General features: G+C 70.8%; 7 protein-coding genes. 3 read left to right on the top strand and 4 right to left on the bottom strand.

What is annotated here, in order from left to right:
- Positions 1-4: 4 nt before the first annotated feature.
- Positions 5-1,306: a cytochrome P450 gene (locus JRI60_RS41160; RefSeq protein ID WP_204221510.1), complete on the bottom strand. Its 1,302-nt coding sequence runs from the start codon at positions 1,304-1,306 to the stop codon at positions 5-7.
- Between the two features lie 177 nt (positions 1,307-1,483).
- A complete protein-coding gene (locus JRI60_RS41155) occupies positions 1,484-5,545 on the bottom strand; it encodes a protein kinase domain-containing protein (RefSeq protein WP_204221509.1) in 4,062 nt (1,353 codons plus the stop codon).
- Positions 5,546-5,860: 315 nt separating this feature from the next.
- Here JRI60_RS41155 and JRI60_RS41150 point away from each other — a divergent pair, with 315 nt between their 5' ends.
- Positions 5,861-9,526, top strand: coding sequence for a serine/threonine-protein kinase (locus JRI60_RS41150; RefSeq protein ID WP_239470029.1), 3,666 nt, complete (start codon positions 5,861-5,863; stop codon positions 9,524-9,526).
- A gap of 37 nt (positions 9,527-9,563) precedes the next feature.
- Here JRI60_RS41150 and JRI60_RS41145 read toward each other — a convergent pair whose 3' ends face one another.
- Together JRI60_RS41145 and JRI60_RS41140 are read right to left on the bottom strand one after the other, a co-directional pair.
- Positions 9,564-9,755 carry a hypothetical protein gene (locus JRI60_RS41145; RefSeq protein WP_204221507.1) on the bottom strand — a complete coding sequence of 64 codons (192 nt, stop codon included), beginning with the start codon at positions 9,753-9,755 and terminating at the stop codon, positions 9,564-9,566.
- Between the two features lie 197 nt (positions 9,756-9,952).
- Positions 9,953-11,557 (bottom strand): sigma 54-interacting transcriptional regulator, encoded by a 1,605-nt coding sequence (locus tag JRI60_RS41140; protein WP_204221505.1) that lies wholly within the window; start codon positions 11,555-11,557, stop codon positions 9,953-9,955.
- A 220-nt stretch (positions 11,558-11,777) separates the two neighbouring features.
- Here JRI60_RS41140 and ligD point away from each other — a divergent pair, with 220 nt between their 5' ends.
- Positions 11,778-14,396, top strand: coding sequence for a DNA ligase D (gene ligD, locus JRI60_RS41135; protein ID WP_239470027.1), 2,619 nt, complete (start codon positions 11,778-11,780; stop codon positions 14,394-14,396).
- Between the two features lie 143 nt (positions 14,397-14,539).
- Positions 14,540-15,718: a cyclic nucleotide-binding domain-containing protein gene (locus JRI60_RS41130; RefSeq protein ID WP_239470026.1), complete on the top strand. Its 1,179-nt coding sequence runs from the start codon at positions 14,540-14,542 to the stop codon at positions 15,716-15,718.
- Positions 15,719-15,849: the final 131 nt, after the last annotated feature.

Here is a 15,849-nt window from a genome sequence, read left to right as displayed (position 1 = left end):
GCGGTCAGTGGACGGTGACTCCGGCCGGGGTGCCGCTGTCGAACTGGACCTCCAATGACTCCGGGAAGCCCTCCCGGGTACGCGTCACCTGGCCGGCGGGGCCCTCGGCGCGGCGCAGGTTCTGGAGGCACAGCAATCCCTTGCAGAGCTCCTGGATGAGCACCATGCCCAGGTAGCGGCCCAGGCAGGTGTGCGGCCCCGCTCCGAAGTGCAGGTAGCTGCTCGTGGGGCGCGTCGTGCGGAACTCCATCGGCGACTCCACCTCCTCGGGGTCGAACATCGCCGAGGAGAGCAGGAGCACCACCACCGAGCCCTTCGCGATGACCGTCTCTCGCGGCGAGCCCTGGGCGAGCGAGTACGTCCGCTCGCAATACCGCACGAGCGCGGGCACCGGCGGTTTGAACCGCAGCGCTTCCATCAGATAGGGACGCAGCGCCTGGTCATCGTCGCTCAGGGCCGCCATGCGCGCCGCCTGCAACAGCTCGGGCCGATCCAACAGCATGTCGAAGATGTTCGCGGTGCTCGTGGAGACGTTGTCGAGCGTCCCTGTGATGGAGCCGATCAGCGCATTGCGGATCGCCACGTCGTCGAGTCGCGTGGCGCGCACGCGCTGCATCTCCAGCAGCCGGTCGAGCACGTTCTCGCTCCGGGAGAACCGGCGCAACCACCGCCAGCGGCGCCGCCGGGCGATTCGCGTATCGAGCCAGCCCGTCAGCTTCGCACAGGCGGCCAGCCCCTCCTGATGGATCGTCGGGTCCTGGGAGGTGTTGATGAAGATGTCCAGGAACAGCGCCCGGGCCTGGCTCATCAGCGTCGCCTCGTCCAGTCCGGTGAGCCCGAAGTACTGGAGGGCCCACCGCGTGGGAACGGGGCGGGCCAGCTCCCGGACCACGTCGAGCCGGCCCTGGGGACGCGCGGTCCGCAGCGTCGCCTCGACACCCCGCGCGGTGAAGCTCCTCGTCGCGGGGAGGTCCTCGCGGCTCACCGCCAGCCGCAGGATGGAGATGTCGTGCTCGCGTGTCGCTTCCTCCGCGTCGTCCTGCCCGAGGACGAAGCCCTTCACCAGCGGGTCCATCCGCTTCTGGTAGAGCCGCACCGAGAAGACGTCCTCCCGCTCCATCACTTCCTTCACGTCCGCGTACCGGGTGACGAGCACCTGTCCCGGCATCGGGGTGAAGATCGGCCGCGCGTCCCGCAGCTCTCCAAAAAGGTCGAGCGGCTTCCGCTCCATCCACGTCGACAGCAGCTGGGCCCTCTCCCGAGGGTTCCCCACGTCGATGGCCTCGAACTCCTGTAAGAATCCCACGCGCCCCACCCTCCGACGGGCCCGCCGGGCCCCATCTGTTTTACAGGTTGCGCAGGGTAGTCCGTGGCAACCACCTGCACGTGTGCGCCATGGCTCCGTCGCCTGGTGCATACACACCGGGCACGGCCGACGCCTGCCCCGCCCCGGAGGGCAGGTGTCCCGTCAGGTCCGCCATGGTTACGACGGATGCTCAGGCTCGCCGACGTATGCGGCCTGGCGTGCCAGGCTCTCCATCACGTGGCGCTCGTAGGTGCGCGTGCCCTGCTCCCGGGCGATGCGAAGCCCTCGGAGGAAGTCCTCGCGGGCCGCCTCCTCCTGGCCGAGCATGCGGAGGATCTCACCCCGCAGCCGGTACAGCTGCGGCTCGTAGGAGCGCTCCCCCGTCTGGTCCGGGACCGCCAGGGCCTCGTTGATGATCGTCCACGCCTCCCGTACCTGTCCCAGCTTCAGGTGGATCTCCGTCAGCATGGCGAGGTTGTGGGGCATGCCGATCCGGAAGCCCGAGACGTTCCAGTGCTCGAGTCCCTTGCTCATGAGCGCCAGGGCCTCCCGCGGTTGTCCGAGCTCGGACAGCGCCCAGCACCGGAAGAGCGTCGACATGCCCAACCACACCCGGAACAGGTGCTCCCGGCTGAGCGCGATGCTCTCATCGGTCAATCGCAGGACGCCCGGTGCGTCCCTGCGCAGCTGGCATCCCAGGGCGCAATAGGTCAGCGCGAAGGCGGTGGTGTTGGGATGGCCGATCCTCGCGCTCAGCTCCAGTCCCTCCATCATGTAGCGCCGGGCCTCCTCGGGCTGATCCAGGGTCGAGAGGACGACGGAGCCATACGTCAGCACGGCCACTCGCGGGTTGGTCAGGTGCTTCAGGGCCATGGCCCGGTGCTCCTCGAGTGTGAAGTCCGAGCACTCCAGCGCGCGCTCGATGCTCGTCCGGGCTTCCCGCATCCGCCCCCAGGTGAAGAGGTTCGTCGCCTGCATGCGGTAGCCCAGGGCGAGCAGCTGCCGGTCGTGGTGTCGTTCGCCCGCGTTCAGTATCCGCTCCGCGAACTCTTGCGCCAGGGTCAGCTCCGCCCGGGCGGTGTAGTAGGAGAACGGCGCCCAGGACGACAGCTCCAGTCGTGGCAGCGCATCCCCCACCTCGGGGATGAGCTGCCGTATCCGTCCGAACGTCTGTTCCAGGTCGGGCGAGCTGAAGCCATGCACCTGTATCAAGGAGTAGCCCATCGCCATCCGCAGTTGCAGCTCCTGCTCCTTGCGCTGCACGGCATCCGGCAGGTGGTGCAGCAGCCGCAGGGCGTTCTTCAGATGGCTGATGGCCTCCAGGTTGGCCGAGCGCTGGCTGGCGCGCGTCCCCGCCCGCGACCAGTGCTGGATGGCCAGCGCGTACTGTCCCGCCTCCGTGTAGTGGTGCGCCAGCAACTCCGGCCGTGTCTCCACCTGTTCGGGGAACTGCTCCACCAGCACCTGGGCGATCCGCTGGTGGTGGTGGCGCCGCGTCTTGCGCAGCAGGGACTGGTAGGCCGCCTCCTGGATGAGCGCGTGGCGGAACTGGTAGCCCGGCACCGAGTCTTCTTCCTCCTCCTCCTGCCGCTGCAGCAGCCCCGTGGCCATCAGTCCTTCCAGGTCCCTGCGCAGTCCGCCTTCCTCGTGCCGGGTGAGCGCCGCCAGCAGGGGGAAGGTGAAGTCGCGTCCCGCCACCGCGCACAGCTGGGCCAGGGCCTTCTGCCGCGAGGGCAGCATGTCCAGCCGCGCCAGCAGCAGCTCGTGCAGGCTCATCGGGATGGAGGAGGGCAGCTCGCCCGAGCCCGGCGCCCGCTCCAGCACCATGTGCGTCATCTCCTCGACGAAGAGCGGGATGCCATCCGTCTTCGCCACCAGCTGGTGCACCGTCTCTTCCGTCAATCGCGTGCCGTGCGCGGACTCCCGCACCAGCTTCGCCGTGCAATCCGCCGACAATCGCTCCAGCACGAGCCGTTTGAACCCGGGCGGAGGCCAGGGGGGCTGGAACTCGGGGCGAGCGCTGAGCAGCACCATCACGCGGGCGCGCGCGATGCGCTCCATCATGGAGCCGAGCAGTTGCAGCGTGGACGGGTCCGCCCAGTGCAGATCCTCCACCACGACGAGCACCGGGCGGTCCTGCGCGGCCCGCAGCAACAGGGCCACCAGTGATTCGAGCACCAGCTCCTTGCGCCGCTCCGGCGAGAGCTGGGACGAGGCCGGCTCCCCGCCCTGCAATGGCAGCGAGAGGAAGGAGACCATCACCCGCATGTGCTCCGGGGACACGCCCGAGCGCTGCGCCAGCCCTCGCAGCTGCTCCTGGAGGTCCCTCGCGGAGCCGTCTTCCTGGCACAGGTGCTGGAGCATCTCGATGACGGGGTGGAAGGCGCTGGTGCTGGACTGCGACCAGCACTGGCAGCGCAGGCACAGGCTCGGCTCCGTCTCCACCCGCTCGCGCACCTCCTGGACGAGGCGGGACTTGCCGATGCCGGCCTCGCCAACGAGCAGGACGGAGCCGCCGTGGCCCTGTCGCGCCCGTTCCCAGTGGTCGAGGAGCTGTCCCAGCTCGCGCTCGCGTCCCACCAGCGGCGTGAGCGTGCCTGAGACGCGCGACCGATCGAACCGGGACACCACCTTCCGCTCGCGCACCAGGCGGCAGACGTCCACGTTCAGCGTTCCCGCCAGCCCCTCGAAGGCGTGCCCGCCGAGCGCCTCGAGCTCGCAGAGCCCGCGCACCAACTTGCAGGTGGTGCCGCTGAGGACCACCGCGCCGGGCTCGGCCTGTCGCGACAGCCAGCTGGCGATCCGCGGCGCCTCGCCCTGGATGGCGAGCGCCTGTCCCCGGTGTCCCCCGGCGCGCTCGTCCAGGGCCACCACGTCCGTGTGGATGCCGACCTTCACGGCCAGCCGGGCATCCGGGGAGGGGAGTGGCTCATGTCCCTCCGCGAAGTGCCGCACCAGCTCCATCGCCGCGCGCACCGCGTGCTCCGAGTCCTCCTCGTGCGCCAGGGGGTAGCCGAAGCAGGCCAGCACCTCGTCTCCCATGGACAGGGCGATGGAGCCGCCGTGCCGTTGGATGAGCTCCGCGCAGCTCCGGTGGAAGGTGGCCTCCAGCTCACTGAAGTCCTCGGGGTCGAGCTGCTCCAGCGAGCCCTCGAACCCCGTCAACCGGCAGGACACCAGTGTCACCGTCCGGCGCTGGAACTCCACCGCCCTCGGCGCCTCCTGCCGCAGCCCGAGCCGCTCCGCGAGCTCCCGCAGCTCCTCTCGCAGCTCCTGGGCGGAGGCCAGGCGCCGGGCCGGCTCCTTGGCCAGCGCCGAGGCCACGAGCCGCTCCACCTCCTCGGGCAGCTCCGGGTGGCGCAGGCGCAGGGTGGGGACCTGCGCCGCCGACGTCACGTGCTCGCGCAGCTCCTCGAGCGAGGCGCTCGGATAGGGCAGCTCCCGGGTGAGCAGCTCGTACATCAGGATGCCGGCCGCCCAGATGTCCGTCCGCTCGTCCAGTGCCTCGCCCCTCCACTGCTCGGGCGCCATGTAGGGGGGCGTGCCCGCGGTGGGCAGGTTGGGCACGTCCGGCGAGCTGGAGGACATGAGGTACGCCAGTCCGAAGTCCAACAGCTTCACCGTCCCCCGCTGCGTGATGAACACGTTGCTGGGCTTGAGGTCGCGGTGGATGATGTGCCGCTGGTGCGCGTGCGCCAGTCCCGCGGCCACGCTCTCGAGGATCTCCACCGAGCGCTTGAGCCCGGGCAGTCCCCGCTGGAGCTGCGTGGAGAGCGGCTCTCCCTCCAGACACTCCATGACCAGGAAGGGGACCGGTCGCTCCCACGAGCCCCCCTCCCATTCGGACACGTCGAAGATGCGGACGATGTTCTCGTGGTCGAGCTGGGCCACCGCCCGGGCCTCCTGCTTGAGCAGCGCCACCATGCGGTTCTCGCCCGGCCCCTCCTCGCGCGGCAGCAGGAACTTGAGCGCCACCACGCGCTGCAGCTCCGCGTCCCGCGCGCGGAACACCAGCCCCATGGCCCCGCCTCCCAGCTCCTCGAGGATCTCGAACCTGCGGCCGTCCCTGCCGCCCATCCGCTCACCGGGTCTCGGCTTGCGCATCACCTGGGGGACGGAGTGGGCCACCTGCGCCAGGAAGGAGTCTCCGAAGTCCAGCTCGGAGTCGACCTCCTCCAGGACGTCCTCGGACCCCGGTTGCCGCGCTCTCTCGTGCTGGGGCTCGATGTGCTCCCGCATGTTCCCGGTTCCTCGTCCTGGTGGCGGGTTGCCGAAGGGAAAGTAGGAGCCGGGCCGTCATGAAACAACGCCGTAGGCAGCCAGGGTTCCGGCTGAATGCTCCACTGGCGTGGATGACGGAGTCCCTGGACGCGGGGGGTCGGGACATGACGGTCGACATGCCCCAGTCGACATTCAACCTGTCGGAACGTCCTGGCTCGTCCGCCTCCTCGATTCTCGGACGATAGGAGTGGCTGGCCGGACCCTCCAGGGTCATGCACCCCCGGTCCCGTCGCTGTAGCATGGCGCTCCTCGCCGCCGTCAGGGGGACTTCCCGTGTTCGATGGGTATGACTCGGAACTGCGCATGGCCGTTGCCGAGGGACTCCTCTCCAAGGAGGAGGCCAGTGTCTTGCGCGCGGAGGCTCTCCTCCAGGCACGGAGTCCCCTGGAGCTGCTCATGGAGCGGGGGCGGCTCTCCGCGGACACGCTCGCCTCGCTGCGCAGGGAGATCCTCACCCGGGAGACGGACCGGTACAGGGACGGCGGAAATCCGGAGGAGGACTCCACGCTGGAGCTGCCCTCGCGGCAGCACACCCTCGAGGAGGCCCCGGGCTTTCCGGTGGTCCAGTGGGACCGCTACCAGCCCGTGAGGTTGCTCGGCCAGGGCGGCATGGGGCGGGTGTTCCTCGCCCATGACTCGCAGCTGCGCCGCGACGTGGCCCTCAAGTTCGTCCGGGATGACGACCCCGAGCACATGCGCCGCTTCCTCTCCGAGGCCCGGGCACAGGCCCGCGTGCACCACGAGCGCGTGTGCCAGGTGTACGAGGTCGGCGAGGTCCAGGGCCGGGCCTACATCGCGATGCAGTACATCGACGGGCAGACGCTGAACAAGATCGGCCCGAGGCTCCCCCTGGAGCAGAAGGTGCTGGTGATGCGGGAGGTGGCCGAGGGCGTGCACGCGGCCCATCGCGCCGGCCTCGTCCACCGGGACATCAAGCCCTCCAACATCATGGTGGTGCGCACCGGGGACGGAGTCCTCATGCCCTACGTGATGGACTTCGGGCTGGCGCGCGACTGCAAGGAGGGCGTGACGGCCACGGGCTCGGTGCTGGGCACGCCGCACTACATGGCGCCCGAGCAGGCCCGGGGCGAGGTGGGCCGGTTGGATCGCCGGGCGGACGTCTACAGCCTGGGCGCCACGTTCTACCACCTGCTCACCGGCGTGCTTCCCATCCCCGGGAGCAACAGCCTGGAGGTGTTGAGCAACATCGCCGCCCAGGAGCCGCGCCCGCCGCGCTCGTTGAATCCGGACCTCCCGGCGGATCTGGAAGCCATCATCCTCAAGTGCATGGAGAAGGACCGCTCCGCCCGCTACGACTCGGCGCGGGCCCTGGCCGAGGACCTGGATCGGTTCCTCAACGGCGAGCCCGTCCTGGCGCGGCCCACGGGGCTCTGGTACCGCCTGCGCAAGAAGGCCCGCAAGCACCGCGCCTTCGTGGCCATGGCCGCGGGGGCGCTCGCCCTGGTGCTGCTCGCCCTGGGTGGCGCCGGCCTGCGGCTGCGTCAGGCCGAGCGGCGCGCCGCCCTGGAGCTGCGCTCCACCGAGCTGGTGGCGGAGATCGACGCCCTGGCCGGCCGCCCCTACCTCCTCCCGCTGCACGACACGAGCGCCGACCGGGAGCGGATCCGCACGTGGATGCGCCAGCTGGACGCCGAGCTGCTCGAGACCGAGGACGCGGACAAGGGGCCCGTCCACTACGCGCTGGGGATGGGCCACCACGCCCTCGGGGACGAGGCGAAGGCCCTGGCGCAGCTGGAGTCCGCCTGGCAGCGGGGCTATCAGACGCCCCGGGTCGCCTTCGCGTTGGCCGAGGTGATGGGGCGCATGTACCAGGTGCTCCTCCTGGAGGTGGAGCGGAGCTATCAGCAGCAGCGCAAGAGGGAGGACCCCGGCGACACCTCCGCCGGGCAGCGGCGCGAGGCGCGCAAGAAGGACCTCGTGCGCCGCTACCGGGAGCCGGCGCGCGCCTACCTCGAGAAGAGCGAGGGCGCACCGGTCCCTCCTTCCTACGTGGCGGCGCTCGGCTCCTTCCTGGAGGATCGCCCCGATGACGCGCTGGTCCGCCTGGATACGCTGGGCGAGAAGGAGCTCGAGTTCTACGCGGCCCCCAGGTTGAGGGGGGACATCCTCCTGGCCCGGGCCCTTCAGCGCTGGAACCAGGGTGAGCCCGAGAAGGCCCGGGCGGATTTCGATGCCAGCCGTCAGGCGTACACCCGGGCCGCGGACATCGGCCGGAGCGACCCCGCCGTCCATCACGCGATGGCGCAGCTCGAGTCCTCCGTGATGGACACGGAGCTCTACGGGCAGGGGAATGTCGAGCCCTCGTTCGAGCGGGGCCTCCAGGCCGTGGCGCGCGTCCTCCAGTCCGCTCCCGACCACTACGAGGCCCGGGTGCTCCAAGCGCGCTTCCATCGCCGGCTCGCGGAGTTCCGAGCCACCCAGGGCAAGGACGTGGGGGAACCCGCACGCAACGCGCTGGAGGCCGCGCGGGCCGCCCAGAAGCTCGCGCCCGATCGGCCGGAGGCCTGGATGGAGATGGGCCGCGGCTACTGGCGGCTGGGCAGGGAGCGACAGTCGCACAACGAGGATCCGCGTGAGCAGCTCGGCAAGGCCGTGGAGTCCCTCGACAACATCGCCTCCAAGGACCAGTCCTATGAGTTCCACGTCCTGCGGGGCCTCATCTTCAAGACGTGGTCGGAGTACGAGGCGCAGAACGGGCGGGACTCGCTGCCCATGCTCGACAAGGCCATCGCGTCCTACCGGGGGGCCATCCAGATGGACGAGAGCCAGATGCTCGGCAGGCTCGATCTCATCAACGCGTACCTGCTGCGCGCCTCCCGTTCGAATGGCCCGGAGCCCGCCGGGGATCTGGAGCAGGCCCGGGTGGCGCTGGTGACGGCGCGGGCGCTCAATCCCCGCCACGTCGTGCTCCATGACTACGAGGGCAGGTACCACGTGCAGCTCGCCGGCAGCAGCAGGGCCCGGGGCGGGGATGCGCGGCCAGAGTGGGAGAAGGCCCTCGAGGTGTACCAGCGGGGGCTCGCCATCAACGCCGGGTCCGTGTCACTCCTCAACGGCAAGGGCGTGGTCCTGGTCGAGTTGGCGCAGGAGGCCTGGGAGCATGGGGAGGAGCCCGCACCGTGGCTCGAGCAGGCCCAGGCGACGTGTGAGGAGGCCATCCGTGTGGCCCCGCGGAAGTTCTCCGCGTACAACAACCTCGGCTGGGTGAATGCCCGGCGCGCCAGATACTCGGTCTTCCGTGGAGAGGATCCGGCTCCGGCCGTACGCGCGGCCGAGCGGGCCTACCTGCAGGCCATCGACTCGGCACCGGAGCACCCCCTCCCCCGGACGAATCTGGGCAAGGTGTTCCATACCCTGGCTGCCTTCGAGCTGGGGCAGGGGCGCGATCCCGGCAAGAGCCTGGCACGGGCCTCCGAGTCCTTCCTCCAGGCACTCCAACGCAACCCCCGGGATGCCGAGACCTTGCTGGGTCTCGCGGAGGTGCGCGCGACCCGGCTCCTCTGGATGGCGCGGCGGGGACAGGCCCGGGCCGAGGACTTCGAGCAGGTGGCGGCGGACTTCCAGAGCGCACTCGAGGCGGAGCCCGGGAATCAGGATGTGCGTCTGGCCTTCGGCCGCTTCTACCGGGAATGGGCTTCCTGGCGGAAGGAGACGGGACTCGAGCCCCTTCCGAGTCTGGAGCGGGGGCTCGCGCTGGCGGAGGGGTTGGTGAAGGAGCGCCCCCAATGGGCGGACGCGCTGCTGCTGCGCGCGAGCCTCGGGCTCATGCGGGCCGAGGTGACGGCGTCTTCCGAGCCGCGGTGGCTCGAGCAGGCCCGGAAGGATCTCGACGAGGCGCTGGCGGCCAATCACAACCTCGAGCGCGAGAGCCAGCGTCACCTCTCGCGCCTGCGGCAGCTCCTCGCCAGCCCGCGGTAGTCATGCGGACGCGAGGGCCGGGGTGGAGTGCTCTCCCTCACCCGTCCACGTCGGGCGGATCCGTGTGCCCACCACCATCATCCACGCTCGAGCCCACCCGGCCCAGGCTGTAGGTGGTGTTCGGAGTGCTCGCGCCCTGGCGACTCGCGTTCGCCGTCACCCGCAGCGCCGCTCCCTGCACCGGATCGTTCGCGTTCTCATCGCTGATAGACGTCTTCTCGGGCTGCATGGCGTCCCCTCCTGACTTCGTGAATGTCGTGGCGCCCGGCAATCTACCCGATGTCGGGCGCTCGCGGGCCAGAGCAAGGCGCATGCCGTCCCGTTGGGTCATTCGCGCTGCCTCTACCCACGGGGATTGCCGGGAAATCTGGCCGTCGGAGCGGGTCTCGACATGTCGAGCGGTGTCGAACCGTGTTCCGGACGCCTTCAGGTCTCGAGCCCCAGCTCCTTGATGCGGCGGCGCAGGGCCTGCCTGGAGACCTCCAGGCGTTGCACCATGGCCTCCAGGTTGCCCTGGCACTCCTGGTGGCAGCGGGTGATCTCCTCCGTGCTCAGGTCTCCCGCGGTGCGGATGTGCTTGCTGCGGTCGATCAGGTCATAGATGGAGGAGCGGGGGATGCCGAGCTGATCCGCCGTGGGTTTGAGATCCCACGAGTTCGCCCGCAGTGCGGCGAGGAGCTCCTGCTCGGAGATGTCCGAGGGCTTGCGGCGGGGCGCGGGGGGCGTCCTGGGCGCCGGCGTTTCCTGGGTGGAGAGGGCGCGTCCCGCGGGCAGGGGCGTGACGGAGCCCAGCTCGCGCTCGAGCCGGGGATCCACCCGCAGGTGCGGCTGGCCCCGGCTGGTGATGATCAGCTGCCGGACCAGGTTGCGCAGCTGGCGGATGTTGCCGGGCCAGGAGTAGCGGACGAGGCGGGCCGCCAGCGAGGCCGGCAGCCACGGCTCGGCGGAGGAGTCGGTGGGGTTCAGACGCCAGGACTCGCCGATCGCCTCGAGCTCCTCGCGGGCGAAGTGGAGGACGAGCAGGCCGATGTCCTCGCGGCGCTCGCGCAGTGGCGGCACGCGGATGTCATAGCCGGTCAGCCGGTGCAGCAGCGGGGCCTTGAAGCGTCCCTCGAGGATGCGCGCCTCCAGGTTGGCATCCGTCGCCGCCACCAGGCGCACGTCCGTGGTGACGGGGGTGTGCCCGCCCACCGGGTACATCTCGCCCGTCTCCAGCACGCGCAGCAGCATCACCTGGACCTCGGGGGGAGCCTCGCCCACCTCGTCGAGGAACAGGGTTCCCCCCTGGGCGGCGCGGAAGAAGCCCTCGCGCTCCCTCGTGGCGCCCGTATAGGCGCCCTTGTGCGCGCCGAAGAGCTCCGCGGCGGCCAGCTCCTTGGGGATGGCGCCCAGGTTCACGCTGATGAACCGCTCGCCACGGCGCTTGCTCCGCTCGTGGATGGCCCGGGCCACCAGCTCCTTGCCCGTTCCCGTCTCGCCCCGGATGAGCACCGGTACTTCCAGGTCGGCGATCTGCTCGATGTGTGCGCGCACGCGCCGGGTACTCGTGCTCTCACCCACCATGCCCAGCGGATCCGTGGAGGGCTCGTCCATCTCGGGCTCCATCAGGTGCAGCAGGAGCACCACGCGCTCGGCGAGCTCGAGCGGGACGCCCGGGGTCAGCTCCTCGGGTCCGAACTCCCGGCCTCCCCGGATCGGCTCACCCGCCACCACCTGGGTGCCCCCCTCGTCGACGAGCAGCCGCAGCCGCCCCTCTCCGGCGGACACGAAGCGCAGCGGCTTCCTGCTCAGGCCGCGATCGCCGAGGGGCCCTCCCGCGCCGCCACCGGGCCGCGCGAACTCCGGCGCCATCCGCGACAGGTGCACCTCCCCGCCGGTGAGCAGCTCGCCCAGCAGGAGCCGTTCACCCACCCGCCGCATGTCGGGGTGCGAGACAATGGTAAGGGCTGGAACGCGGCGACGGGACTGAGCGCCTGCGCTGGGTTTCTGCCGGGTGAGTGTGATCACGTCATCCAGCTGACCTTCATTCATGGCTTCTCACTGTACACTGGGGCCCACCCCCGGACGACGTCTCCGCCCTGCTGGCGGGCCCCCCAGACAGCCGGACGCCTCCTCGCCAGCCTCCCTCGGATCTCCTTTGGAGAGAGCAGGGCAGTGAACCGCCGGGCGGGCTTTTGCCGGAACGGCCGGGCGTGCCAACCCTGTGGGTATGGCGACCCCTCGACGACCCAGTGGCTCCGCCCGGGAGCGATTGCGTACCTACCGTGAGAAGCGTGACTTCACCAGCACTTCCGAGCCCGCGCCGGAAGTCCCGGCGCCGCGTGGAGGGAGTGGACCCGTCTTCGTGGTGCACAAGCACGACGCCACGCGGCTGCATTACGACCTGCGGCTGGAGATAGACGGGGTGCTGGTGAGCTGGGCCATTCCCAAGGGCCCCAGCTATGACCCCGCGGACAAGCGGCTGGCGGTGCAGACCGAGGACCACCCGCTGGCCTACGCCACCTTCGAGGGCCGCATCCCCGAGGGCAGCTATGGGGCGGGCGATTCGATTCTCTGGGACTCGGGCACCTTCGACACGGTGCCGCCGGGCCAGGCCTCCGAGCAGCTCGCTCGGGGGAGGCTGCACGTGGCGCTGCACGGACAGAAGCTCGAGGGGGAGTGGCACCTCATCCGCACGCGTCCCAGTGGGAAGAAGGCGCAGTGGTTGTGCTTCAAAGCAAAGGACGGCACCGAGCGGGCCGGCTACGACGTCGCGGCGGAGCGCCCCGAGTCCGTGAAGTCCGGACAGCGCGCCACCCGCGGGCCCACGCGCCGCACCCGGAGCGCCGCCACCGCGAAGTCGGCGCGAAAGAAGTCCGCGCGAAAAGCGAGTCCCTCGCGCCGGGCCACGCGCGTCCGCACGCCCGAGGCGCTGCTGGAGCGGGTGGGCTCGCCCATGCTGGCGACGCTGGCCCAGGTGGACGCCACCGAGGGGGCCGACTGGCGCTTCGAGGTGAAGTACGACGGCTTCCGCGCGCTCGCCGGGCTCCAGGGAGGCCGGGTCGCGCTTCAGTCGCGCGGCGCGAATGACCTGTCCCTCCGCTTCCCGGCCATCGCCCGGGCGCTCGAGACGCTCGGCGAGCACGAGACGGTGGTGGATGGGGAGATCGTGGCCCTGGACGCGCACGGCCGCTCGCGCTTCCAGCTGCTCGGCCAGGGCGCCGAGGAGCGCTTCGTCATCTTCGACCTGCTGTGGCTCGACGGGGAAGACCTGCGTGCCCTGCCACTGGAGGAGCGCCGCGAGCGACTCGAGCGGCTCCTCGCGCGGGTGAAGCCACCGCTGGCGCTCGCCGAGCGGGTGGAGGGCAGCGCGAGCGAGGCGCTGGCGGAGGCGAGGCGCAACGAATGGGAAGGCGTCATGGCCAAGCGCGTGGGCAGCCCCTACACGCCGGGCCGGAGCGCCACGTGGCTCAAGCTGAAGGTGCAGGCCAACCAGGAGGTGGCCATCGTGGGCTTCACGCCCATGGCCAACGAGCGGCCGGAGCTCGGCTCGCTGCTGGTGGCGGTGCGCGAGGGCGAGGGCTGGCACTACGCGGGCAAGGTGGGCACGGGCTACAGCGCGAAGGTGCGGCGCGAGCTGCTCTCGCGTCTGTCGCGCGACGTGGTGAAGAAGTCGCCGGTGGAGGACGCTCCCTTCGTTCGGGACGCCCTGCGCAACGAGGAGGCGCGCTGGGTGAAGCCCCGCTACGTGGCCCAGGTGGCCTTCACCGAGTGGACCGAGGACGGCCGTCTGCGCCATCCCTCCTTCCAGGGTCTACGCAGTGACAAGCGCCCCGAGGAGTGCGTGCGGGAGCGGCCGCGCAGTGCCCCGGTGCGTGACTCGGGGCGGAAGGCGGCCAGCTCGCGAGGCCCCCACCGGCGGACCGGGACCAAGGTGCGCCGGGGCGCGGCGGCCGCGGGCAGGACCTCCGTGGCTCGCAAGGAGCAGGAGGCCACCACCACCACCAGGCAGGGCCGTACGCCGCTGGTGGCGCTCACCCATGGCGAGCGGGTGCTCTTCCCCGAGCCGGGCTTCACCAAGGCGGACGTGTTCGCCTACTTCCGGGACGTGGCGCCCCTGATGGTGCCGGCGCTCGCCGGACGGCCGCTCGCGCTGCAGCAGTGGCCGCGAGGGGTGGACGAGCCGGGCTTCTTCCGCCAGGGCGTGAAGGGCACGCCGGACTGGCTCACCACCGCGTGCATCCACCACCACGAGGCGAAAGACCTGCCCCACGTGGTGGTGGACCGGCCCGAGTCGCTGCTGTGGCTCGCCAACCAGTCCGCGCTCACCCTGCACATCTGGTCGAGCCGGGTCGGGCACCTGGAGGAGCCGGATTGGGTGTTCTTCGATCTGGACCCGGGCAATGGGACCTTCGATGACCTCATCCAGCTGGCCACCTCGTTGCGGCGCCACCTGGAGGGGTTGGAGCTGACGAGCGTGCCCAAGACGTCCGGCAAGCGGGGCCTGCACGTGCTGGTGCCGCTCGCTCCCGGCCACACCTACGAGCAGGTCTGGGAGTTCGCCCACTCGACATTCGAGGCGCTCGCCCGGGAGCACCCGGAGCTGGCCACCACCGCGCGGGCCAAGCGTGAGCGGCAGGGGCGGCTGTACCTGGACGCGGACCAGAACGCCTGGGGCAAGACGCTCGTGGCGCCGTACTCCCTGCGCGCCCTGCCGCACGCTCCGGTGTCCACGCCCTTGAAGTGGTCCGAGGTGACGCGGCGGTTGGATCCCACACGCTTCACCCTCGGTACGGTGCGCCGACGCCTGGACAAGGTGGGGGACCTGTTCGCCCCGGCCCTGGCCGGCGGGCAGAAGCTGCCCCCTTCTTCCCTGAAGCGTCGGCGGTAGGCTCGGACGCGCGCGAGGCACCTCCGTTTCTCAAGATTCGATACGGCGGTGCCTCGAGGTCGGGCGTGCTCTGTCTGGGAGTTCACACGGTAAACACCGCTAGTCAATTCCAGGTACGGTGGTAGCGTGCGCCCTCCGAGAACATGAGACAAATGGCGGACGGAGCGGACAGCTTTCTTCGGCAGAGGGATCGCGCCGGGCAACTGGCCGCCTGGGGGCGCCTGGACGTGGCGCTCTCCGAGTTCCGGCGGTTCGAGGCGGAGGGGCGCACCCAGGAGGCCATCGCCGGTTACGAGGGGCTCGCGAAGGCCTGGGCCCATGGCAGTCAGCTGCTGCGCGCCATCGTGGCGTGCAAGGCGCTGACGAGGCTCGAACCGGCGCACACCCGCACCCAGGCCCTCATCGCGGGCCTCTACGCGCGCCATGCCGAGGGCCCGGGGGAGCTGACGTCCGCCGAGGTGGAGGCCCTGCTGGACCGGGAGAACCCGGCGTTGTCGGTGCCCCTCTTCTCGCTGCTGGACCGTGACGCGTTCGTGGCCCTGCTCGACGCGGTGGAGGTGCGCACGTGCGCGACCGGCCAGACGGTGGTGCGCGAGGGCGAGCAGGGCGCGTCGATGGTCTTCATGGTGGAGGGGCGCGCGGACATCGTGCGGACGCTGGAGGACGGCTCGCGGCAGGCGGGGCCCTCGGTGGTGGAGGGCGGGGCCTTCGGGGAGCTGACGCTGCTGGCCGAGGGGCCCCGGCCGGCGGGCCTGGTGGCGGCCGTCCCCTCCGTGCTGCTGGAGCTGACGCGGGAGCGGCTGTTGCAGGTGTCCGGCCGGCATCCGCTGCTGATGCGGGTGGTGGAGGCCTTCTGCCGCAGGCGCGCGGTGGACAACCTGCTGCGCACCCACCCGATGTTCTCGCTGCTGCCGTACGAGCAGCAGCGGGTGGTGGCGCGCGAGTTCCGGCTCCAGCGGGTGGAGGCGGGCACGACGCTGCTCACCGCCGGGGCCACCGGAGACGCCGTCTACCTGCTGCTGCGCGGCCGGTGCACCCCCTACCACGTGCACCCGGACGGCCATGAGACGCCCTACCCGGTGCTGCGCGAGGGCGACGTACTCGGGGAGATCTCCCTGCTGCTGGACAAGCCGGTGACGGCGATGGTGCGCGCGGACGTCCCGTGCCTGCTGCTGCGGCTGGATCGCTCGGCGTGCGAGCGGCACATCTTCAGCCAGCCGGGCATGCGCGACGCGCTGATGCGGATCGGCGCCGAGCGCCTGCGGCGTACCGCCCGCGTCCTCGCGGAGCGCTCCCTGCCCGAGGGCGACTCGAGCGTGTGACCTCGGGGGTGCCGGTCGACCCGGACGGACGGTGAAAGTCCCCCATCCGTTCTCCTCTGGAACCCCCCGCAGGAACCCTTTGCAAGCCGCTTTCGACGAGCCTAGAAGACGCTCGATCCCAGCGGACGGTA

The organism is Archangium violaceum (assembly GCF_016887565.1).
GTDB lineage: Bacteria > Myxococcota > Myxococcia > Myxococcales > Myxococcaceae > Archangium > Archangium violaceum_B.
This window is presented reverse-complemented; position numbering and strand designations above follow the sequence as displayed.

What these genes read in the sequence shown, in the direction of transcription:
- JRI60_RS41130 (WP_239470026.1), top strand. Translation starts at nt 14,540, where the DNA reads ATGAGACAAATGGCGGACGGAGCGGACAGCTTTCTTCGGCAGAGGGAT.
- JRI60_RS41155 (WP_204221509.1), bottom strand. Translation starts at nt 5,545, where the DNA reads ATGCGGGAGCACATCGAGCCCCAGCACGAGAGAGCGCGGCAACCGGGG.
- JRI60_RS41140 (WP_204221505.1), bottom strand. Translation starts at nt 11,557, where the DNA reads ATGAATGAAGGTCAGCTGGATGACGTGATCACACTCACCCGGCAGAAA.
- JRI60_RS41145 (WP_204221507.1), bottom strand. Translation starts at nt 9,755, where the DNA reads ATGCAGCCCGAGAAGACGTCTATCAGCGATGAGAACGCGAACGATCCG.